Genomic DNA, 21488 nt, shown 5'->3' with positions numbered 1-21488 from the left:
CTTTTTTTCTACGGTGGCAAAATCGACTTGCTAGAATCCAGTCATCATGGCTCGCCAACACCGTCGTCATGCACCAGACCGAGAGGAAACGCTTCACCGATTGACTCCAGTGTGCCCGGTCTGCGGCGCCGCTGCGCCGCTAGATTACCACAACAGTCGGTCGGTGGTGGGGATGCAGGAGCAGGTGAGGTACACCCTCAAAATTCGCCGCTGTCGGAATGAGGCATGTGAGTGGTTCCGCAAACCCCTGCGCCCTGAAGCGGAAGGGCGTCTGGCCCTCCCATACAGCGAGTACGGTTTTGATGTCCTGACATTTATTGGGCGGGAACGCTTCGCGTTCCACCGCACTGTCCCAGAAATCCATACCCTGTTGTCGCAGCAGCGGGTGGAGATCAGTCAACGTCAGGTCACTCATCTGATCGCCCGGTACGAGGAATTGCTGGCGTCCAAACTGATGGATCCGAATCACTGGCAGGCCAAGCGACAACAGCAAGGTCGGGTGATCCTCAGCCTCGATGGGTTACAGCCTGATGTCGGTCACGACGTGCTGTGGCTGATCCGGGAGGTGCTTTCAGGAGAAATTCTGTTGGCTCGTCCCCTGGTGACGAGTTCGGAAGACGACCTCGCGGCGCTGCTGACGGAAGTCAAGGAGGCGCTCGGTGAGCGTCTCCCGGTCGTTGGCGTCATCAGCGATGGACAGCGAGCGATTCGCCTGGCGATCCAACGGGTCTTTCCAGGGGTTCCCCATCAGTTGTGTCAGTTCCATTCGTTGCGAGAGGCCGCCCGGCCTCTCCTGGACGTCGACCGTCATGCCAAAGTACAACTGAAAAAGCGTCTGCGAGGGATCAAAAAGATTGAATCTGCACTGGAAGCGCGCCAAGACCCCCAGGCACGAGTGCGGCTCAACTAGGCCCTGACCGTCAGAAGCGCCTTGACGGATGACGGGCGTCCGCCCTTGGTCGCCAGCGGGTTGCGGCTCCAAGAACGAATCCGTCACATTCACAACTCGCTGGAGCGCCTTGAACAGGCGCCCCAGAAAAAAGGGGGCGTCAAACCGACCAAGACCTGAGTCGTCTGAAGCGACATCTTCAGCAGGCTCTTCAGGAAGAGGGTCAACCTTGGGAGGCCCTCAGTCAAGCGCATAACGGAGTTATGCGTGTGGCACAAGTCCTTCAAAATCTCGGTGAAGACGAGGCACACATCGTTCAGCAACAGTTTCAACGCGTGCTCTCCCACATCCAATGTCAGCAACACACTCTGCCTCAGGTCTCGAATGCGCTGGCACACTTTGTCAAGGTGTTGAAGGCTCAACAGGACTGGCTCTTTCATTGCTACCGTGTGCCGGGATTGCCCCGAACGAACAATGCCCTCAAACAGTATTTTGGCTCGTCCAAGCGCTACGAACGCCGTGTCAGTGGCCAGAAATCAGCTTCACCGAGTCTGGTGATTCGTGGACACGTCCGCAAGACCTTCAACCGACGAAGGTGGAACAGTGGCGTGCAGTACGTCGAGAACTGGAACGCCGTCACGAAACCCGCCGGCTGCAGTCACGGTTTCGGCGAACGCCCCAGACTTGCCTTGCTCAACTTGAGGCCGACTGGAACAAGCTGATTTCGCCACCGTAGTTTTTTTTCGCTACCCACTAACCCCTGACCGCCGCGCCTTTTTCCTGCCCAGCAACCGCAGTGCAAACAGCCCCGCAATGACCAACGCAGCAATCAGCGGCGGCGTGTGATCCTGCTTCACGCCCCACCAGTAATGCAGCGCTCCCAAACTCACGGCTCCATACGCAAGCTGATGCAGACGCGTCCAGCGGGCAAAGCCCAGGCGCTTCACCGATCTGGGCGTGCTGGTCAGAGCCAATGGCACCATCAGCAGCAGGGCGGTAAAGCCTGCGGTCACGAAGGGACGCTTGACCACATCCTCAGCCACCGTGGACAGCGTGAAGCCCTGATCGAACAGGTAGATCAGGAAGTGCAGGACACCGTAGCCGAACGCCAGCAGGCCCAGGCTTTTGCGAATGCGGGCGGGCCACGTCCAGCCCTTGCCGCCTGCCACCCCCAGCCGCGCCGTGACCAAGCGCAGAGGCGTTGTAGCCAGCGATAAGATCAGCAAAACCAGACACAGCAGCCCGGTTTGCAGTTCGGCCCGCTGCACGGGGTTTGCGCCCAGTGCACCCGTGTAGGCATCCCAGATCAGGACGGCAAGTGGGAGTGCGCTGCCCAACGTGACGGCGGGAACCAGCCATCCCAGGGGCTTGGATGTGATGCGTTTGGACGAAGTGCGCCGGGCTGGGGTTGTGGAGGGTTCAGACATAGGTTTGCTCACGCCTCGCCCTGCGGCATCAGTAGAACTTCTTCAAATCCATGCCCTTGTACAGGCCCGCCACCTGCTCGGCGTACCCATTGAAGGGCAGGGTTTTGCGGCGGCTCAGGTCGCCAATCCGGCGCTCGGTGGCCTGACTCCAGCGGGGGTGCGGCACGGCGGGATTCACGTTGGCAAAAAAGCCGTATTCGTCGGGCGCGGCGATGCTCCAGGTGGTCTTGGGCTGCTTTTCCGTCAGCGTAATCCGTACGATGGACTTGATGCTCTTGAAGCCGTACTTCCACGGCACGGCCAGCCGCAGCGGTGCACCGTTTTGACCGGGCAGCACGCGGCCTTGCAGCCCCACCGCCATAAATGCCAGGGGATGCAGGGCTTCGTCCAGCCGCAGGCCCTCTACATAGGGCCAGTCTAGGACGCGGGTGCGCTGGCCGGGAAACTGCTTGGGGTCGTTCAGGGCCGTGAACTGCACGTATTTGGCCTTGCCCGTCGGCTCCATGCGCCGGATCAGGGCGGCCAGCGGAAAGCCCAGCCACGGCATCACCATCGACCAGCCTTCCACGCAGCGCATCCGGTAAATGCGGTCTTCGAGGGGGAACCACGATTGCAAGGTGTCTATATCCACGGTCTGCGGCTTGCGAACCTCACCGTCTATTTTGACTGTCCACGGGCGCACTTTCAGCGATCCGGCGAGGCGGGCGGGATCGGCCTTGTCGGTGCCGAATTCGTAAAAGTTGTTGTAGCTGGTGGCCTGCGCGTAGGGCGTGACGGGTTCGCTGGTGTCGTAGGGGCCGAGTGGACGGCGCACCTGCCCCTGTGCCAAATCCCCGAACTCGCCGGGAGCAGCCTCGGCAGCGGCTCCGGGCCTGCGCGTCAGCAATTCCAGGCCGCCGCCCAACGCTGCCGCCGTGCCCGTAAACAACGCCGCAGACCGCAAAAACTCCCGGCGCGGGTTGACGATGCGGGACGGGCTTTCTGGGGGGGATTGATCGTCGTTGGGCAGGTCGTCACGGTTATGGTCGGGGGGCAAGATGGTCATAAATTCTCCTTGGGTGGGCACAGTGTTGGGGGCAATGACAGGCTTACTCAGCTATACGCAATCTGAGCGCAAACGGTTCACTTTTCCGCAGGATCGGCGGGAATTGGGTGCAGGTTCGGGCGGCGGGAAGTGAGTCGTGAACTCTACACAGTTTGAGCTGCCGCTACTCAAGCACTTGTCACAAGGTCAAAGCGATGATCGTGGTTCTGGTTATTCGCTCCCCTTAAGGGGGCTGGCTGCTAAGCAGACTGGGGGTTTACACGCGGCATTGGAAGGCGAACCCCCCCGTTGCTCTCGCAACGAATCCCCCCTTGGAGGGGAGAACAAAAAATTTGCGCTCACCTTGACTGATACAGCCCCCAGTCTGCCGGCTAGCTTGGCCGCGTCCAGACCCTATCTGCCCCACCCCGCCACCCCCACCGCCGCGCCGTGAAACAATCGGGCACGTGAGCGTTGTCATCTTGGATTTCGGCAGTCAATTTACCCGCCTGATCGCGCGGCGATTCCGTGAGCTGGGGGCGTATTCGGTCATCTTGCCCGGTACGGCCAGCCTAGAGCGGATCGCGCAGGAGAACCCGCAGGGCATCGTGCTGTCGGGCGGCCCCAGCAGCGTGTACGACGAGGCGGCTCCCCGTCCGGCGGCGGGCGTGCTTGACCTGCCTGTGCCCATTTTAGGCGTGTGTTACGGCATGCAGTTTTTGGCGCAGCAGGCGGGCGGCACGGTGGCGCGGGCGGGCAGACGTGAGTACGGCAAGGCCGATCTGACCCGCTACGGCGGCCAACTGTTCGAGGGGATCGCGGGCGAATTCGTGGCGTGGATGAGCCACAGCGACTCGGTCACGGCGCTGCCCGCTGGCTACGAGGTGGTGGCCGAAACGCTGGATACTCCCGTTACCGCCATCGAGAACAATGAAACTCGGCGCTACGGCGTGCAGTTTCACCCCGAAGTCGTGCATACGCCCAAAGGCGGGCAATTGCTGGCCAACTTCCTCAGCATTTGCGGAATTAAGCGTGACTGGAACGCCGAACACATCGTGGAAGACCTGATTGACGGTGTACGGGCGCAGGTAGGCGACGGGCGGGTGCTGCTGGCGATCAGCGGCGGTGTGGATTCCAGCACGCTGGGACTGCTGCTGGCGCGGGCGGTGGGCGAGAAGCTGACGGCGGTGTTTATCGATCATGGCCTGCTGCGATTGGGCGAGCGCGAACAGGTGGAAGCCGCGCTGCTGCCTCTCGGCGTGAACCTGATTACCGTGGATGCCCGTACCGAATTTATGGGCGCACTGCACGGCGTCTCTGACCCGGAGCAAAAGCGCAAGATCATTGGCCGCGAATTTATCCGGGCCTTCGAGCGTGAAGCCCGCATTCACGGTCCCTTCGACTACTTGGCGCAGGGAACTCTATATCCCGACGTGATCGAGAGCGCGGGCGGCCTGCATTCCGAGAAATCGGGCGCGGCCAACATCAAGAGCCATCACAACGTGGGCGGCCTGCCCGACGATCTGGCCTTCAAGCTGGTAGAACCCTTCCGCACGCTGTTCAAGGACGAAGTGCGCGAAATTGCCCGCCTGCTGGGGCTGCCCGAACACATCCGCATGCGTCACCCCTTCCCCGGCCCCGGCCTCGCCATCCGCGTCATCGGGGCAATTACCGAAGAAAAGCTGGACATTTTGCGGCGCGTGGATGACATCTTTATTTCTGGCCTGCGCGAATTTGGGCTGTACGACGGCTGCTCTCAGGCGCTCGCCATCCTGACGCCGATTCAGTCGGTGGGCGTGATGGGCGACGAGCGCACCTACAGCTACACGGCGGCGCTTCGGGCCGTGACCACCGACGACTTTATGACCGCCGAGTGGGCCCGCCTGCCCTACGACTTTCTGGCCACCATGAGCAACCGCATCGTGAACCACGTCCATGAGATCAACCGCGTGGTGTACGACATTACGGGCAAGCCGCCCGCGACCATCGAATGGGAATGAGGCTGTCCGAAGCCACACGAGGTTGACTTTGTCGCCCTGCTGGATATGCCATTATCCGGCCTTGTGACGGCTCTTTCCGCAGACCTCCTCTCCCGTGAAGGCGTACAGATCAGGCGCATGTACGCCAACGTGTTTTTGCTTTCCAGCCCTCAGGGACGGGTGATAGTAGATAGCGGGGCGCTGCCTTACGCCCCAGCCTATGCCCGTCTCCTGCGCCAATTTCGGCCCGATGCAGTGCTGGTCACCCATGCCCATGTAGACCACGCAGGCGGGGCATTTGTGGCGGCGCGGTCAGGTCTACCTGTACTGGCGCATCCGCTGGAACACGCCCAACTGACTGGCCAGCGCCACGAACTACCCTATCCAGCGGGCAATCCGCAGCTGGGGGCCATCATTTCGCGGCTACATCCCAAAGTGCCCGCCCATGCGCTGACTGCCGTGGATGCAGGTCAAGACGTTCTAGGCTGGGAAGTGTTGCACCTGCCTGGACATTCGCACGGCCAGATTGGGCTGCTCAGAAACGGCGTGCTGATCGCCGCCGACGCCGTTTTATCGGCGCCCGATGGCAGGGGCGGCATGCGGGCGGCCCTGCCCCACGCGCCCTACAACGCCGATCATGCACAGGCACTCCAGACCATCAAACATATTGCAGACATGGACTTGCGGCTCATCCTGCCGGGGCACGGCGGGCCGCTGACGCCGGAGCAGGTGCGGGAGAGGGCGGAGAGGCCTACCTAGACCGTGGCAAAAGAGCGGGTGGGAGACAGCATCAAAGCCTCCCACCCGCTCTTTTAAGTTGTCCTAGTGTCTAGCGCTTAGGCTCACTTCGGCTCGTCGGCCACCTGACCCGCCACGCCGGGGGCCACCCAGCTCATGTTGTTCAGTTCTCCAATGGTACTGACTTTGCCTGCTTTTACGCGCACAACGCCGTTGCGGTCTTTAATGGGGCCAGTAAAGGGGTCGAATTTGCCGCCCTTCTCCATGTCGGCTTTCAGGGCCATCACGCGGTCGTACACGCTGACCTGTTTGCCGTTCACGGTCATCTTGGCGGCCTTCAGCTGGGGCACCCACTTGGGATTGATCGCCATGCCGTCCTGTGCGCCGAGTTCCACCGAGCCGCCGCGCAGGAGGTTCCAGTAGTCCACGTTCTGAAGGTTCTTGGTGGTGTAAGTTTTATTCCGCACTTTGGTCAGGAAGTCGATGTAAATGCGCTCCCAGTGAACGAGTTGGCCGCTGACCACGTAATCGGGGGCGAACTTGTACATGGGGCTGTAGTGTCCAAACGAAGGCACTTTGCGTGAGGCGGCAGTCTGCACCACCGTCGCAGTGTCTTCGGTAAAGGCCAGTGCGTCGTTGCCCTCGCTGATCAGGGCTTCGGCGGCTTCGCGGGCCTTGTTCGGGTCGACCCACGCATTGATCCACTTCACGTTGACGACCGCGCGGGGGTTGACTGCGCGTGCGCCGAGGGCAAAGGCGCTGATATGGCGCTTGAGTTCCGGAATGGGGAACGCGGCCACGTAGCCGAGTTTGCCCGTTTTGCTCAGGGCAGCGGCCATCATGCCGTTCAGGTAATAAATCTGGTAAAAGTCGGCCATGTAGGTCGCCATGTTGGGCGCACGCTTAAAGCCGCTGGTGTGGGCAAAAATCACGTTGGGATACTTCTTGGCCGCTTCCAGGGTCTGATCCATAAAGCCGAAGCTGGTGGTGAAAATGACCTGACACTTGTCCTTCACGAGACGGTCTATGACGGGCGTGGCCTGGCCCTCTGGCACACTTTCCACGTACTTGGTTTCCAGCCAGGGCAACGCCTTTTCGGTCTTTTTGCGGGCCTCGTCGTGCGCGTAGCTCCAGCCGATGTCGCCCACTGGCCCCACGTAGATAAAGCAGGCCTTGAGTTTGGCCGCAGTCTGGGCCTGTGCAGCGGGGCTGGCTGCCGTGCCGAGCAGGGCCAACGTCACGGGAACAGTGGCGGCCAGCATGGACAGTTTCAGTATGGGTTTCTTCATGAACATCCTCCGGGGAAGGGGCGCGCGGTGATCTGAGGACAGCAGTAATCTGAGGAAAACACAGCGGAATGGAGCGGGGAGGCAACCTGACGCAGGTTCAACCGAGAAATCTTAAATCTGCCTTCATTCTATGCAAATTGTCAGGGCGTGGTCTGACGCCTGACTCACAGACCTCTGACTCTGGGCAGGTTGATGAAGCGGCGGCAAGAACGCTCAAGGCCCCAAATCGATGCGGACAGGTTGCGAAGTAGGGGCAGTCACGCTGAGGGTGCCGGGCGCGTAGCCATCGGCGGCCACGCGCAGGCGATACATACCGCGCACAGGCAGATTGACCGGGCCGGGAGCCACGCCCACGTCCTGTCCGGGCGTCAGGTTCGCCCCGTCCGGCGCTTCTAACACCGTGAGGCGGGCGGTGACTCCGGCTGCGCCCTGCACAGTAAAACGCACGGTGCAGCAGGGAACTTCGGCGGCAGGTTGGTCGGCATTCGGGAGGGTCAGGAAGGCCCAGACTGCGCCGCCCAGGAGCACAATGGCCGCCAGCAAGGGCAGCAGCCAACGTGGAGCCAGAGCACGGGAGCGGGCCTGGGCCGCTTTGCCGGGCGCTCTCACCACGCGCCAGGAGTCGTCCTCGGCCCAGCCAATTCGGATCGGTTCGCCCTGAGTGCGGCGGCCGGGCAGGCGGCCCACTTCCTGTGTTGTCCGTGGCTGCCCCGCCCTGTGCTCTGGCTCCTCCGGGGACTCGGGGGGCAACGGCGCACGGCGCATAGAGGCTGGCACCCTTTCTACATTTACGGAAGTAGGAAAACGCGGCCCCGTGCCCTCGGTGGGCTGGCTTGCGGCCACTGCATTCGGCAGGTTCGGCAGATCATCAAACTCGATTTGCACCACCGCAGGCTGCGCCGCTTCTCGCTCTCGGCGGGCGGCAGCTTTGCGCTCAGCGGCGGCCCGGCTGTCCTGCATGGCCTGTGCGCGGCGTTCGTCGTTCTGGCGTTTGCGGCGTTCCTGAGGCGTTTCTGCCACACCGGGAGGCGCGTTGGAGTAAGCCGATACAGGCGACACAGCAGGCAGACTGGGGGGCGATTCCGGGGGAGCAGCGGGCCGCACCGCTATAATGGTGACGCCAGAGTCGGGGACATCCGAACTGTCGGAACTGGGCTGGCCCAGACTCGGCTGGGTGAGGTCAATCTGGATGACCGGAACGCGCGGCTCTGGTGAAGTGGGAGCGGCTTGACTGGGGTTTGGCTGACTAGTATTTGGCTGACTTGCCACTGGCTGGGGCCTGGGTTGTTCGGCAGGTTCCGGAGTGTTGCCCGGCTCTGGGCCGACTTGCACGGGCACATCGGGCAGATGCGGAAACGCCACATCGACTGCCGCCCCTTCCATCTTGCCCCAGGACGTAGCCGAATCAGTCTCGTTGGGTGCAGGAATGATGTCAGCATCAGCCACTCCCAGGACAATGGGCGTGCCGTCATGGGGCGCGGGTAGACCAGCTTGCTCTGCATCAACTTGCTCTGCTGCGGCCTGTGCGGGCAATGTTTGGGCTGAGGAAGCATGGACGGGTGCGGCAGCCTGACCTGAATTGACCTGACCCGAACCCCCTGAACTGCCAGACGCTGCACTTGCTTGCAACCGCGCCAGAGCCGCCAGAGCCGTGAGGGTGCCGGGGCTGTCCTGTAGAGCCCGCAGCGGTTCGGGCACGCCGCCCAGCTGCGCCAGAGCGTCAGCCAAGGCCCGCAAATCGTCGTCGGGCGATCCCGGCCCCTCTGACCAGGGGAGGCCCGCGCCTGCCAGGGCCACACGCCCGTCTACACTCCAGAGTTGCGAGGTACTGACGCCGCCGTGAATCAGGCCCGTGCTGTGCAGGGCCGCCAGGCCCGCCAATGCCCCCCGGGCCGCCAGCACTGGGTCAGAGGCCAACACCGCGTGCAGAGGCAATTCCGTGACCAAATAGGCGTCTTCGCCGTCCATACCCTCGTCGGAGTAGGGCAGCAGGGCCGGATGATCGGGCAACTGCGGCACAGGCAGCGCGGCGGGCAAGACATGCACCAGTACGGGCATTCCGGTCAGGCGGTCGGTGGCCCGCAGCGTGCGCACCTGTGCTGGGCTAACCGCAGCTGCTGCTGTGCCCGGAGCCACGGCCCGGCCCGGCAGTTCCCGTGCTGCCACGTACACACCAATCGGCTTCATTGTGGGCAAGTATACGGCGCAGTAGAGCAAGTGTCAGAGGAAACGGAGGCCGCAAGGGATCAAGCGGGCCTTTAAAGGACAACGTCTGCCCATGATCATCGGTGGGCCGATCAATCTCACCGAATAGAAGTGAGGCTTGAGGTACACCAAATAAAGAAGACGCCTGATAAAGGCAAGAGAGGCCGCCGCACGCCAAAATACAGAGCCTTGGCGATGTTCTCAACCCTCAAGTCCATGAGACGGGGCGTATTGAGCAAGAATTTGACCAGTCTTGTTAGGAACAGCAGACGAGACCGAGTCTCAGCGGTTTTGCACGCCCATTCCCAAATTCTGGGTTACGGCGTCCTGCATTTTCTTCTGGCTGTCCTGCACTTCTACGGCCACCGTTTCGCCACTTTCCAGATCCATCACGAAGTGGTCGCCGTCCAGCCGTACCCGCGATAAAATCTGCTCGTCTCCCTGCGGGCGCGTGGTGGCGCGGAGTTCTACGTACTTGCGCATGGGCGTGCGGATCACTTTGGGGGCCAGGACTTCTTCCACCTGAAAAATACCGCCGGAGTTGTTCATGGTCACGCTGATCAGGACGGGCATATTGCGGCCCCGCTCGATGACCACCTGATCGACGGCCAGCGCACTGATGGAATGAATATCGACGCTGCCCAGATTGAACGCCTTGCGGCCCCGGCCTTTGGTGATGTCGGTGCCGTCGGCCACAGCCACGATGCCGCCCTCTAAGGTCAGCGGAGCCGGATTGAGGTCGTGGGAATTGATGGCCCCCAGAATAAAAGCCCGAACCTTGGTGCGCTTGAACGGATCGGCGTACAGCGGCCCCATGATGCGGTCGAGAATCGGAAGGGCCAGTGCCACCCCGTGCGCCTCGTGGCCCACCCGGTGAACCTGATTGCCGATATCGTGCAGCATCGTGCCCAAAATGATGGTCAGGAATACGTCTTCGGCGTCGCCCACCCCCGATTCCATAATGTCGGTCTTCACGCCAGCGTCCAGCAGCAGTTCGGTAATGGCGAGGCTGGCGGCCCCGGTAATAAAGGCGTGCACGCGCCCGTGATCGTTGTAACCGAGCTTTCTCATGGTGATGTAATTCGCCATGTCCCAGTGCGCCAACGCCTCTGGGTCGCTGCGGAGGGCGTTGTAGGCGGCCAACGCTCTGGGATACGGCTCCAGGTCGAGCCGGATGGCCTGATTCGCTTCCTCGATCAGCTTCACACGGGGCGTGGAATATTCGACGACCCGCCCCGGCTGTTTGCCTTCCACGTCCTGCACCTTGCCGCCCGACACACTCAGGGTAAATTTGGCGTCGCCTGCGCCCGATTCGGTCTGTTCCGGTTCAGATTGCTCTGATGTTGCCTCAAGAGCAGCGCTCTGGATGGGCAATTTGGAATCGTCGTTCATGTCTGTTCTCCCCTGCTGGCACTCATCCCTTGCCCAGCCAACCCAATCCACAGCGTGTCGCACACGAGTCGAAAAGAAAACGGCCCGGCCTGAACCGGGCGCTCATTTCATCACAAGTGGTCTGACAAGACCTTGAATGCTGATTTATTGAGGCTGAACCTAGTGAGGTTAACCTACTCGCCCTGAAAGTCTGCCGGACGTTTGGCCAGGAAAGCCGCCGTGCCTTCGCGGAAATCTTTGGTGGCGGTGGTCATGCCGAACAGGTCGGCTTCGATTTCCATGCCGCCCTCCAGGGTGGTGTCCAGCCCGCGCCGCACCGCTTCTTTGACCAACGACAGAGCAATCGGCGCGTTGTTCAGGATCTGCTCGGCCACTTCGCGGGCTTTCATCAGGGGATCGTCGGCCACGTAGTTCACGAGGCCCATCATCAGGGCTTCTTCGGCCTTGACCTGGCGGGCGGTGAGCATCATGTCCAGCGCCCGGCCCATGCCGATCAGGCGCGAAAGCCGCTGCGTGCCGCCAAAACCGGGAATCAGGCCCAGCGAGACTTCGGGCAGGCCCAGACGGGCCAAGGGTGACGCCACCCGAATATCGCAGGCCAGCGCCAATTCCAGCCCGCCGCCCAGCGCGAAGCCGTTAATGGCGGCGATGACCGGAATGGGCAGGCTGCTGATCTGGTGCATCACGTCTTGCCCCGACAGGGACAGTTCGCGGCCCGCGTACACGCCGTCTATGTTGGAAAACTCGGCAATGTCGGCCCCGGCCACAAACGCCCTATCGCCGCTGCCCGTGATGATCAGGGCGCCGATTTCAGCGTTTTCGATCATCAGGTCGAGGGCCTGCGAAATCTCGCTGAAGGTGTCGCCGTTGAGGGCGTTCAGGGCCTTGGGCCGCGAGATAGTCAGCACGGCAATGGGGCCATGCTGGTCAAGTTGCACGTTCTGGAAATCGTATTCGTCGATCATCGTCATGGTGCCTATCCTGACACGGGCGCAAAGGGCGGTCATAAGGCCGAGGGGCAGAGCATGTTTAGAGTGGGCGGCCAGTTTCGGCAAACGGCGTGCACCACAGCATTCGCCTTGTCGCACTCTCCTTCCCTGACCGGCTCGCTCGCAGCCGCCCAAATTCCCCACACGGGCACAGAGAACGCCTGCCTCAACAGCGTGAAAGAACCGGAATCTTGTGAGCGCACGCTCTGAGAGAACGGTAACGTTAGACTCCCTTCTTCCGCAAAGTTGTTGAAGCTCACAGGAACGTTGCCAGCCCACCTCCTCAGATTTCATCAAGGCCCACTCAGCGCCCGCCCACTCGCCCGGACTAGCCTGCACGCATGACCCAGCGCGACGACGATTCCACCAACGCCCAGAATGCCCAGACCGACGACATGTCCAGAGAAGCCCGCCAGTCTGCAGAGACTCGCGGCGAACTGGTCGATGAAGGCACGACGGGCGAACTTCTGCAAGACAAGATGGCCGTAGAAAGCATCCTGCGGGCCGATGTAGACGACGACAGCCGCAATGCCAACGATCAGCCCGGCTTCGACGATGGACGCCTGGGCGGGAGCGACTTTGAAGACCGTCAGGGCACGCCCAACAACGATGGCGACAGCGATCTGGGCGGAGATGCAGAAGGCGGACTCGGTACCAGCCGCAGCGGAGGCGTAGACGGCGGCCCCATGCGGAGCAAACCGCTGCCCGGCACCGATAAATAACGCTCGTCGGAAGAACACTTTAATTGCCTTACTGGTCAGATCGACCTCATGATCAACTCAGCATTGCTTACGGTCAAGTGCCCCGAGAACGGTCAAGATAGGAGGCGATGAACGATTCCGGCGCTCCATTGAATTCGCCGGACCAGGACTCGACTGCCATGTTCACGGCGTCCGAAGTCTCTGCCCGCACGGGGGTGTTGGCCGTCACGCTGCGGCAGTGGGAGCGGCGCTACGGCTTTCCGTCGCCTGCCCGCAGCGAAAGTGGCTACCGCCTGTATTCACCCCAAGATCTGGCCCGCATCGAGGTGATGCAGGCCTTTTTGCGCGATGGCGTACCTGCGGGCCGTGCCGCCGAATTGACGGTACGCGGCTTTTTGCCAGGAGAAGGCCAACCCACCGATAACCCGTCTACGTCTCCTGCCGAGCGCGAACGGGCGGGTGAGGCATGGTCAGGGGCGCTGCTGCGTGCCCTGATGACACCCGACATGGCCGGGGCCAGCCGTATTCTGGCCGAGGCGCAACTGCATTTGTCTGTCGAGGACGTGTTGCTGGGCGTGATGGCCCCGGCGCTGGTAAATGTGGGCGACCTGTGGGCACGCGGCGAAATCACGATTGCCCACGAGCACCACGCCAGCGCCTTCCTGCGTTCCCGCATTACGGCGCTGCTGGACTCGGAGGGAGAAAGCACCACTGGGCCGCTGCTGGTGGCTGCGTGCGCTCCCGGCGAGCAGCACGAAATCGGGCTGATGATGCTGGTGCTGGTACTGCGCCGCCGGGGGGTGCGGGTCACGTACTTGGGGGCCAACACACCGCTGGGCGACCTGGCTATTTTTGCGCGGCAGGTGGGAGCACAGGGCGTATTGCTGGCCATGAACGGCGACTGGGCATTGGACGCCACGCGGGGCCAGTGGCCCGACCTGAACGATCTGGCGTTGCCCCTGTTTTTGGGCGGCGGCCTACTCAACGCCCGTCCCGAATTGGCAGAGACACTGGGCGGCATCTATGCTGGGCCAGATGCGGCGCAGGCCACGCAGATCATTCTGGCGCGGCTGTCTGGCACAGTGTCCAAGTCGGGCACGATATCCAAGTCATCCACGCCTGCGGCCCAGCAAGCGGCTGCACAACCCATCCAGACCAACACGACGGAGGAAAAAGCATGAGGGTACTGGTCACAGGTGCAACAGGATTTGTAGGCAAAGCAGTGGTGCGGGAATTGCAAGACCGGGGCCACGAGGTGTTTGCGGGCAGCCGCAGCGGCGCGGCGGGCAGTGGGGGCGCGGTGGGCCTGACACTGGACGTGACCGACCCCGGCAGCGTGTTGCGGGCCGTTGGGCAGGCCAACCCAGACGCCATCATTCATCTGGTGGGCATCATTACGCAGCAGGGCACGCAAACCTTTGAGCGGGTGCATGTGGAAGGTACGCGCAACGTCCTGGCCGCCCTGCCACGGGGCGCACGCTACGTGCATATGAGCGCCCTTGGTGCACGCGACAACAGCGACAGCCGCTACAGCACTTCCAAAGCGCGCGCCGAGGCATTGGTCAGGGCCAGCGGTACGGCCTTCACCATTTTTCAGCCCAGCCTGATTTTTGGCGTCGGTGACGACTTTTTTGGCCGGGTCTTGCGCGAACTCGTCAGCACCGCGCCTATCGTGCCGCAGATCGGCAACGGGCAATTCCCCTTCCGCCCGGTGAGTGTGCAGGATGTGTCGCGGGCCTTCGTGGGAGCGCTGGAACTGCCCGCCAGCGTGGGCCAGACTTACGCCCTCACCGGCCCCGACGAATTCACCTTTCGGGCCCTGCTGGAACTGGAACTGGCCGCGCTGGGCAAAAAGAAACCCATTGTGGCCGTGCCGCTGGCCCTGATGAATCTGGCCGTGCCTGCCATGCAAATTTTGCCCAAGCCGCCTATTACCGCCGACCAGTACGCCATGCTGAAGGAAGGTAACACCGCGCCCAACGAACCCGCCCGCAGCACCTTCAGCCTGCCCATGCTGAGGCTGCCCGACTATTTGCCCGACATTGTGCGGCAAGCGGTGGGTAAGGCGTCTGGGGCGGCGGGGGAAGGCGTCAAAGGGTCAAGAGTCTAAGAACAGAGGGGAAGCCAACTGATACGGACTGTGCTCTATTCCACCACAACCTGAGACAGCACTGATTGCGGCTCCATCGTCGTCAACGGACTCGCATGAGCAAGCCTCTCGTCCATGTCGCCGCAGGAAGAGGGGCTGTATGAGTGCATCCCTCTTGCGCTCGGCGTGCCCCTGTCGCGAGGATCAATGCTCGAAGCGTGAAGACCTCTTGAAAAATGGGGCAGAGGCTACAATGGCGGCAAAAAGATCACTGGACGCAAGCACCACTTGATCCTAGAGACCTTGAGTCTGTGACTCGCCGTCAACGTCTTGCCGGCCAACCTGAGTAATCGTGAGGGGGACTGCGACTCCGTGAAGAGATGCATCGAAGAGATGCATCACGAGCAGCCGTAACTGAAGCTGCCCGTGTTTGTCGATGGAGGCTATAAGGGCAAGTAGAAAGGCTGGATCAGGACGAAGACCGGCTCTACGGTCGAGATTGTCCACCGCTCCCACGCGCTTCCCACTGCCTCCAATCCACGCCTTAGATCCCCCAATCAGTGCCCGCTGACGACCTCTTTCCCCTGCTGCTCCTGTGCCAGCTTGGGCCAGTTGATGCGGCGGCGGCGGACTTCAAAGATGATGACCTTGACGATTTCTTCCAGGCCCCGTGCCAAAAACACGCCCCAGACGCCCAGCGGTGTGTAGAGACCCAGCCAGATCGCCAGCGGCAAGCCCACCACGAACGCGCCCACCACGTCGCCCAGAATCACGCCTTTGCCGTCGCCTGCGCTGGGCAGCACACCGCCGCCCACGATCATGTTGCGAACCTTGAAGACCTGAGTGGCCGCGTTGATCAGGATGCCGAAAAAGGCAATGTTGCGAACCTCCTGGCCGACTGCCGGAAACACCAGCGGTAACAACAGGGCGCTGAGAGCAAACAGGACGCCGAAGCCGAGGCCCGTGAGCAGGCCTGCACGTGTGATTCGGTGCAGCCAGGTCACGGCTCCGGGCGCGTCTCCGGCTCCCAACGAACGGCCAATCAGGACAGTGGCGGCGCTCATCAGGCCAAAGCTGCCCACGATGAAAATGCCCTCCAGGGTCAACACGATCTGGCTGGCGGCCAGCGCCACCGTGCCCACGCGGGCAAACACGGCGGCGTACATGAATCCGCCGAGACTCCACGCAAATTCAGTAAAAGCGAGCGGCGCGGCCACCGTGAGCAGCGGGCCAGCAATACCGCGCCAGGCGTTGCGGGCAGGCAGCACCAGCGCGGCCAAGTGGCGCGGCCCGTACACCTGATAGGCCAGCAGCAGCGCCTTCAACGTTTGAGCAATGACGATGGCCCACGCCGCGCCCACCACACCCAGAGTCGGCAGCGGCCCGACCCCGAACACCAGGCCATACGCGATGATGCTTTCGACCAGTACCGTAATCATGGTGGCGACCATCGGCGTGCGGGCGTGGCCCAAGGAGCGCAGCGCCCCGCTCAGAATCCAGCCCAGAACCCCCGGCACCAGCGCCAGCATGACCACCTGCATATACGGAATGGCTGTGGCCGTCACGTCTGCCGCGCCGCCCGCCAGACGCAGAAGGGGTGCTGCACCCAGCACGATGGGCACGGTCAGCAGGCCCGCCACCACCAAACTGACGCCCAATGCGACAGTCAGCGTGCCGTTCACGCCTGCCTGATCATTTGCCCCGGCCCGCCGCGCCACCAGAATGCTTGTTCCCGAACCCAGTGCGCCCAGCGTCACGAAGAACATAAAACTCACGCTTCCGGACAGGCCCACTGCGGCCACTGCCACTGCGCCCAACCGGCCCACGATGACCTGATTCACGAAGGTCAAGACCAATTGCAGCACCATCTCCAGGCTGACGGGTACGGCGATACTGGCCATCTCACGGGCGGGCGAAAGGGCTGGGGTGGGCGGCGGCAAAGAATTTTGAATCGATTCAGAAGGAGGGGAAGAGGTTACCGTCATAGCATTCACGCTACACGCTTGGGGCCTGATCAGCATCAGCACTTTGGCGGGGCAGGCAGACGTGAACCCGGCGGGTAACAGGTATGAAGGGAGCAAAAAGGATGCAGGACAGCGGGCCGGGGGGCGGGCTGTCCTGTGTGGAAGTTGGGGTTGGAAGGTGAATCCCCCCCTGTTGGTGCAACGCCCCCCTCATACTTGGAAAGCTCTGCTCCGCAGCTCTGCGAGTCTGCAGGAAAGAGGAGGACGAGGGTTGACTACTCGCTCTGCTTTTCCCCAGCCTGCTCCGCCAGTTGCGCCACACGCTCTGCACGGGGATTCACACTGTTCAGCACACGCTCGAAGGCAGCGACAACACTATCGATCTGCTCGGTGGTGATGACGACAGGCGGCAGGAACCGCACGACCAGTGGCGTCGCTTGCAGGGCCAACACGCCTTCCTGGTGCTCCAGCGCGTCGATGTAGGGCGCACTCTTCTCTTTAAGTTCCACGCCGATCATCAGGCCGAGGCCGCGCACTTCACGGATTTTGGTGGACTTGATGGCCCGCAGTTTCTCCATGAAGTAGTTGCCCTTCACTCGGGCCTGCTCGGCCATGCCTTCGTTCTTCATGGCGCGGATGGCAGCGACTCCGGCGGCCATGCTCAGGGGATTGCCGCCAAAGGTGGTGCCGTGTCCGCCCTTGGGCATCTTGTCGGCCACGTCGCCGGTCATGACGAACGCGCCGATGGGCACGCCGCCTGCCATCGCTTTGGCCAGCGTCATTCCGTCAGGCTTGACCAGACAATCGGAGGCCACGTTACAACCGCAGCGAATGCCGTCGGCGTCCTGGCAGGACTCGGCGCAGAAGTGTTCTACGGCAAACATTTTTCCGGTGCGGCAGAATCCGGTCTGGATTTCGTCCATGATCAGCAGCGCACCCTTTTCACGGGTAATCTGGCGTGCCGCACGAATAAACTCGGCGTTGGCGGGGCGCACGCCGCCTTCTCCCTGCACGGGTTCCAGAATCACGGCGGCGGTGTCTTCGGTAATGGCCGCCCGCAGTTCCTCGATGTTGCCATAGGTCACGAACGACACGTTTTTGTTGTCTACGGCGTCGCCAAACGGCTCACGGTACTTGGGTTCCCAGGTCAGGGCCAGGGCTCCCAGCGAGCGCCCGCTAAAGCCGCGTTTCATGCTCACGAAGTGCTGGCGGCCCGTGGCGGTAATAGCAAACTTCTTGGCCGCTTCCATCGCCTCGGTGCCGCTGTTGCACAGGAATACACGGTCCAGGCCTTCGGGCAGCACGCTCACCAGTTCGGTCAGAAATTCGGCCCGCTTGTCGTTGGGCAGGCTCTGGGGCATCACCAGCAGCGTATCGGCCTGATCGCGGATGGCCTGGACCACGTCGGGGTGGCTGTGGCCGATGGTGGCGACGCCGTAGCCGCCCACGCAGTCGATATATTCACGGCCACTTTCATCCCAGACGTTAGAGCCTTTACCGCGTACCATCACGACCTGATGCTTGTTATATACGCCGCTATCGTGCCGATTTTCGGCGCTGAGCCAGTGAGACGGGGCAGCGTTGGTTGCGGTCTGTTCAGTCTGAATAGGGTCTTGTACGGTCATGAGACCTCCTTGAAGGTTCCTGCTCTTCTTGTCGTTCAGTGTAGGACGGATGCTGGGCAAAGAGTGGACAAAGTTTAGGCTTAAGCCGGGCAGTGCTGGGTCGGCCAGTGCTCTGTCCGTCAGTCCTGTGCCGGATTCAGGCGGGCCAACTCCGATGACAGATCGGGCCACTCGTCGGTTTGGGCGGCGGCAGGTTGCCAGTTTTCCTTGCCGCTCCAGTGCGTGATGCTGAGGGCATACACACAGGTACGCGCCAGATCGTTGACCGAAATAGGCCGGGTATCGCGTCCGACCACAAGGCCCGGAAAGACCCGCTCGGACATGACGGTCAGCGCGGCGCGGGCCTCGCCTTCATCGGTAAGGATTCTGGCCGTGCCGAACGCGATGACGCTGCGGTACTGCACCGACAGTTCCAGCGGATCGTTGCTGGGCAGCAGCGCCCCCAATTCGGACGCCTCGAACGTGGTGCGGGCGGGGGCAGGCATACCCTGCTCTGTATTGGCCCGAAGCCGACCCGCAATATTGGTGTGGTACACGATGTCGTGTGTGTCGGGGCGGTAGGCAAAAGCCAGCGGCGTAATGAACGGGAAGGCTTCGCCGTCGTCGCCCACCCACACGCTGGAAATCCGGCCTACGCGCACACGGGCCAGGAGTGCCCGAATCCATTCATCGTCGCGGCGATTGTTGGGGCGGCGGCTGATGCTGGGGTCACGGGTGCGGGGATCGTAGTAGGAAGCGGTCATGTCAGCACCTTTTCGAAGTGGTGGCAGGTGATATTCAGGCCTGCTTTCAGGTAAAGGCGGTGGGCGTCGAAGCGGTGTGACCCCACGCCCGAATCCAGATGAAGTGCTTTGCAGTCCAGCCGCCGCGCCTCGGATTCCAGCCAGCGCAGCAGGGCCAGAGCGTGACCGCGCCCGCGTGCAGCAGGCAACGTAGACAGGTCATCCAGGTACAGCATTCGGCCAAACGCCAGCGTGGTCATGATCCGGTAGCCTGCCACCGCTGCGGCCTCCTCACGCCCGGATTCGAAGGCTCCGGCGAGGCGGTAGTGTTCGGGCGCTGCGGTTCCTAAATGCGCTGCAAAAGTTTCGGCACTGGCCAAAGCAGAGGCGTGGGGCCGCAATTCACGCAGGGCAGGCAGTGCCAACTGCGCCTCAGCCGCCGTCATCGGGCGAATGTCAGGCGTCACCGCGCCACTCTCCCCCACTGTTCCCGGTTTCAGATCGTTCATCACATCACGTCCCATACCGCTACACTACCCCTATGGTGGCCCCCATAACAGTACCGCGATTGGCAAATAAGACCAGTCCACCTCAATCCGCGAATCTGCCGCTGCCCCTCACCCTTGACCGGAACAGCGCGGACGCCCTGCATGTGCAGCTGGCGGCGCAACTGCGGGCCGGGGTCACGTCTGGCACGCTGTCGGCGGGTGTGGTACTGCCCGGATCGCGGGCAATGGCGGGGTCACTGCGGGTCACGCGGGGCGTGGTCACATTGGCACTGGCAGAACTGGCGGCAGAAGGCGTGCTGGACGCAGTGTCTGGGGTAGGAATGCGCGTGGCAGCGGGAGCCGCCCGTCCCGCCACGCCGCCCACCACTGCTGCGCTGCCCGCGTGGTTCGTCCTGCCGCCCCCCGCTCCGGTCGATGCAGGACAGCCGCGAGAAGGCATTTCTTTCAAGCCCGGTGTGGCCGCCTCGCACCTGCTGGACGTGCGGGCGTGGCGGGCAGCGTGGCAGGCAGCAACGCGCACCGCGCCGAGCGGCGACTACGGCCCAGCGGCGGGAAGTTGGCCCCTGCGCGTGGCCCTGGCCGCGTTTCTGACGCGTTCGCGGGGACTGAGCGCAGACCCAGCGTGCCTGATGGTGACTGCGGGTAGCCTGAGTGCGCTGGGCCTGATCGCGGGCCTGTTGCCGCGTGGCAGCCGCGTACTGTTTGAGAATCCTGGCTACCGGGCGGCCAGGCAGGTGCTATTGGATGCGGGCCACACGGTCATTCCAGTGCCCATAGATGAAAACGGCCTGATCACGGACAACTTGCCACCTGCACGGTTGGTGGTGGTCACGCCGTCTCATCAGTATCCGCTGGGGGTCAGAATGGGCGTGCCCCGACGCCTGGCCCTGCTGGAGTGGGCCCGGCAACACGACGCCTTGATCGTAGAGGACGACTATGACGGAGAATTCCGCTATGGTGCACCGCCACTGCCGCCCCTGACTGTGCTGGATGAGGAAGGCGGAGGACGGGTGCTGTATCTGGGCACCCTGAGCAAAGTGCTGACGCCAGCAGTTCGCACCGGATTCGTCGTGGCCCCCACCGCTCTGCTGCCTGCATTGGAGCGGGCACGCGTACTGGCCGACGCCGGGCACAACACGGTGACCCAGGACGCCCTGACCCACTTTATTTTGGGCGGCCACCTAGACCGTCATGTGCGGCGGGCGCGGCGCTGGCATGGGCAGCAGCAAGCGGCGTTGGCGTCGGCCTTAGCGCCTCTGACCGAAGGCAATAGGCCGTTGGCCCAGTTGGGCGGAATCGAAGCTGGCCTGCACGCCTGCCTGCACCTGACCCCGCCCCTGAAGGCTGAAACGGTGGCCGCTGCCCTGGCCCAGCGCGGCGTATTCGTGGGAACCCTATCTACTTTCATGATGCAGCCCGTTCCAGAGGAAACGGCGCAGCAAGCCCTGGTGCTGGGCTACGGCGGCCTGACGGTGGCGCAGATAGAAACTGGGGCGCGGGCAATTGTGGAGGTGGTGCGGGCCGAGTCCGCTAGATTGGCCCCATGATTCAGATTACGGTTGACGGTTACGGAGTGGTTGAAGCCCGCGAAGGCGAGCGCCTGGTGCTGGCTCTGGAGCGCGGTGGCGTGGACATTTTGCACCGCTGCGGTGGCGTGGCCCGCTGCACCACCTGCCGCGTGGAATTCAGCGCGGGCGAGCCAGAAGCCATGACCCAGGCCGAAAAAGACAAGCTGACCGAAAAGGGAATGCAGATCGGCGGCGCGGGCGGCGTGCGCCTGTCTTGCCAGATCGAGTGTCACCACGACATGAGCCTGAAGCCTGTGCAGACCGTACAGAACAGCGGGCTAGAAGCCGGGAAAGCCCCAGCGGAGGCGATGGAACCGGAAGCAGTTTGGGTGTAAGTATGTTGGCTCTGGGCCGTGAGCTATGGGCTATGAACACCCG

Annotated in this window: 18 protein-coding genes; 8 read left to right on the top strand and 10 right to left on the bottom strand. The window is 62.6% G+C overall.

All coding sequences use genetic code 11. The annotated features are described in order from the left end of the window. Positions 1-46 precede the first annotated feature (46 nt). Positions 47-910 (top strand): transposase, encoded by an 864-nt coding sequence (locus M1R55_RS12525; RefSeq protein ID WP_249392086.1) that lies wholly within the window; start codon positions 47-49, stop codon positions 908-910. A gap of 725 nt (positions 911-1635) precedes the next feature. On the opposite strand, the gene M1R55_RS12520 is transcribed toward M1R55_RS12525, so the two are convergent. Next, the gene (locus tag M1R55_RS12520) at positions 1636-2316 is read right to left on the bottom strand and encodes a sulfite oxidase heme-binding subunit YedZ (protein WP_249392085.1); all 681 of its coding nucleotides are present in this window, start codon (positions 2314-2316) and stop codon (positions 1636-1638) included. 28 nt (positions 2317-2344) lie between these two features. After that, on the bottom strand, positions 2345-3361 hold the full coding sequence (gene msrP, locus M1R55_RS12515) for a protein-methionine-sulfoxide reductase catalytic subunit MsrP (protein ID WP_249392084.1): 1017 nt from the start codon (positions 3359-3361) through the stop codon (positions 2345-2347). Positions 3362-3807: 446 nt separating this feature from the next. On the opposite strand from msrP, the gene guaA reads away from it, so the two are divergent. Beyond that, the gene (gene guaA, locus M1R55_RS12510) at positions 3808-5340 is read left to right on the top strand and encodes a glutamine-hydrolyzing GMP synthase (RefSeq protein WP_249392083.1); all 1533 of its coding nucleotides are present in this window, start codon (positions 3808-3810) and stop codon (positions 5338-5340) included. Positions 5341-5403: 63 nt separating this feature from the next. Beyond that, on the top strand, positions 5404-6078 hold the full coding sequence (locus M1R55_RS12505; protein WP_249392082.1) for an MBL fold metallo-hydrolase: 675 nt from the start codon (positions 5404-5406) through the stop codon (positions 6076-6078). An 83-nt stretch (positions 6079-6161) separates the two neighbouring features. Here M1R55_RS12505 and M1R55_RS12500 read toward each other — a convergent pair whose 3' ends face one another. The 4 genes from M1R55_RS12500 to M1R55_RS12485 all read right to left on the bottom strand — a co-directional run bounded on the left by M1R55_RS12500 (position 6162) and on the right by M1R55_RS12485 (position 11914). Further along, positions 6162-7346: a BMP family ABC transporter substrate-binding protein gene (locus tag M1R55_RS12500; RefSeq protein ID WP_249392081.1), complete on the bottom strand. Its 1185-nt coding sequence runs from the start codon at positions 7344-7346 to the stop codon at positions 6162-6164. Positions 7347-7559: 213 nt separating this feature from the next. After that, complete coding sequence (locus M1R55_RS12495) at positions 7560-9533, bottom strand: hypothetical protein (protein ID WP_249392080.1); 1974 nt, start codon at positions 9531-9533, stop codon at positions 7560-7562. 300 nt (positions 9534-9833) lie between these two features. Further along, the gene (locus M1R55_RS12490) at positions 9834-10943 is read right to left on the bottom strand and encodes a phosphohydrolase (protein ID WP_249392079.1); all 1110 of its coding nucleotides are present in this window, start codon (positions 10941-10943) and stop codon (positions 9834-9836) included. A gap of 173 nt (positions 10944-11116) precedes the next feature. Further along, positions 11117-11914 carry an enoyl-CoA hydratase-related protein gene (locus M1R55_RS12485; protein WP_249392078.1) on the bottom strand — a complete coding sequence of 266 codons (798 nt, stop codon included), beginning with the start codon at positions 11912-11914 and terminating at the stop codon, positions 11117-11119. A 359-nt stretch (positions 11915-12273) separates the two neighbouring features. On the opposite strand from M1R55_RS12485, the gene M1R55_RS12480 reads away from it, so the two are divergent. The 3 genes from M1R55_RS12480 (at position 12274) to M1R55_RS12470 (ending at position 14743) form a co-directional block, all read left to right on the top strand. After that, positions 12274-12654: a hypothetical protein gene (locus M1R55_RS12480; RefSeq protein ID WP_249392077.1), complete on the top strand. Its 381-nt coding sequence runs from the start codon at positions 12274-12276 to the stop codon at positions 12652-12654. Between the two features lie 107 nt (positions 12655-12761). Beyond that, positions 12762-13814, top strand: a complete 1053-nt coding sequence (locus tag M1R55_RS12475) for a MerR family transcriptional regulator (protein WP_249392076.1) — start codon at positions 12762-12764, stop codon at positions 13812-13814. Next, positions 13811-14743, top strand: coding sequence for a complex I NDUFA9 subunit family protein (locus tag M1R55_RS12470; protein ID WP_249392075.1), 933 nt, complete (start codon positions 13811-13813; stop codon positions 14741-14743). Before M1R55_RS12475 ends, M1R55_RS12470 begins: the two co-directional genes overlap by 4 nt. A gap of 536 nt (positions 14744-15279) precedes the next feature. Here M1R55_RS12470 and M1R55_RS12465 read toward each other — a convergent pair. The 4 genes from M1R55_RS12465 to M1R55_RS12450 form a co-directional block, all read right to left on the bottom strand. Then, entirely contained in the window at positions 15280-16707 is a 1428-nt protein-coding gene (locus M1R55_RS12465; RefSeq protein WP_249392074.1) for an MATE family efflux transporter, read from the bottom strand. 254 nt (positions 16708-16961) lie between these two features. Beyond that, a complete protein-coding gene (locus M1R55_RS12460; protein WP_249392073.1) occupies positions 16962-18311 on the bottom strand; it encodes an aminotransferase class III-fold pyridoxal phosphate-dependent enzyme in 1350 nt (449 codons plus the stop codon). Between the two features lie 119 nt (positions 18312-18430). After that, positions 18431-19054 (bottom strand): pyridoxamine 5'-phosphate oxidase family protein, encoded by a 624-nt coding sequence (locus M1R55_RS12455; RefSeq protein WP_249392072.1) that lies wholly within the window; start codon positions 19052-19054, stop codon positions 18431-18433. Beyond that, on the bottom strand, positions 19051-19557 hold the full coding sequence (locus tag M1R55_RS12450; RefSeq protein WP_249392071.1) for a GNAT family N-acetyltransferase: 507 nt from the start codon (positions 19555-19557) through the stop codon (positions 19051-19053). Before M1R55_RS12450 ends, M1R55_RS12455 begins: the two co-directional genes overlap by 4 nt. Positions 19558-19574: 17 nt before the next feature. Here M1R55_RS12450 and M1R55_RS12445 point away from each other — a divergent pair, with 17 nt between their 5' ends. Both M1R55_RS12445 and M1R55_RS12440 read left to right on the top strand, forming a co-directional pair. After that, positions 19575-21089, top strand: a complete 1515-nt coding sequence (locus M1R55_RS12445; protein ID WP_249392070.1) for a PLP-dependent aminotransferase family protein — start codon at positions 19575-19577, stop codon at positions 21087-21089. Further along, a complete protein-coding gene (locus M1R55_RS12440) occupies positions 21086-21445 on the top strand; it encodes a 2Fe-2S iron-sulfur cluster-binding protein (protein WP_249392069.1) in 360 nt (119 codons plus the stop codon). The genes M1R55_RS12445 and M1R55_RS12440 overlap by 4 nt, the downstream gene beginning before the upstream one ends. The last annotated feature ends 43 nt before the right edge of the window (positions 21446-21488 follow it).

The organism is Deinococcus sp. QL22, from assembly GCF_023370075.1.
In the GTDB taxonomy this organism is placed as follows: domain Bacteria; phylum Deinococcota; class Deinococci; order Deinococcales; family Deinococcaceae; genus Deinococcus.
This window is presented reverse-complemented; position numbering and strand designations above follow the sequence as displayed.

Coding starts and splice junctions, on each gene's coding strand:
- M1R55_RS12500 (WP_249392081.1), bottom strand. CDS start 7,346: ATGAAGAAACCCATACTGAAACTGTCCATGCTGGCCGCCACTGTTCCC.
- M1R55_RS12440 (WP_249392069.1), top strand. CDS start 21,086: ATGATTCAGATTACGGTTGACGGTTACGGAGTGGTTGAAGCCCGCGAA.
- M1R55_RS12445 (WP_249392070.1), top strand. CDS start 19,575: ATGGTGGCCCCCATAACAGTACCGCGATTGGCAAATAAGACCAGTCCA.
- M1R55_RS12525 (WP_249392086.1), top strand. CDS start 47: ATGGCTCGCCAACACCGTCGTCATGCACCAGACCGAGAGGAAACGCTT.
- M1R55_RS12490 (WP_249392079.1), bottom strand. CDS start 10,943: ATGAACGACGATTCCAAATTGCCCATCCAGAGCGCTGCTCTTGAGGCA.
- M1R55_RS12485 (WP_249392078.1), bottom strand. CDS start 11,914: ATGACGATGATCGACGAATACGATTTCCAGAACGTGCAACTTGACCAG.
- M1R55_RS12475 (WP_249392076.1), top strand. CDS start 12,762: ATGAACGATTCCGGCGCTCCATTGAATTCGCCGGACCAGGACTCGACT.
- msrP (WP_249392084.1), bottom strand. CDS start 3,361: ATGACCATCTTGCCCCCCGACCATAACCGTGACGACCTGCCCAACGAC.
- M1R55_RS12470 (WP_249392075.1), top strand. CDS start 13,811: ATGAGGGTACTGGTCACAGGTGCAACAGGATTTGTAGGCAAAGCAGTG.
- M1R55_RS12495 (WP_249392080.1), bottom strand. CDS start 9,533: ATGAAGCCGATTGGTGTGTACGTGGCAGCACGGGAACTGCCGGGCCGG.
- M1R55_RS12520 (WP_249392085.1), bottom strand. CDS start 2,316: ATGTCTGAACCCTCCACAACCCCAGCCCGGCGCACTTCGTCCAAACGC.
- M1R55_RS12460 (WP_249392073.1), bottom strand. CDS start 18,311: ATGACCGTACAAGACCCTATTCAGACTGAACAGACCGCAACCAACGCT.
- M1R55_RS12450 (WP_249392071.1), bottom strand. CDS start 19,557: ATGGGACGTGATGTGATGAACGATCTGAAACCGGGAACAGTGGGGGAG.
- M1R55_RS12455 (WP_249392072.1), bottom strand. CDS start 19,054: ATGACCGCTTCCTACTACGATCCCCGCACCCGTGACCCCAGCATCAGC.
- M1R55_RS12480 (WP_249392077.1), top strand. CDS start 12,274: ATGACCCAGCGCGACGACGATTCCACCAACGCCCAGAATGCCCAGACC.
- M1R55_RS12465 (WP_249392074.1), bottom strand. CDS start 16,707: ATGACGGTAACCTCTTCCCCTCCTTCTGAATCGATTCAAAATTCTTTG.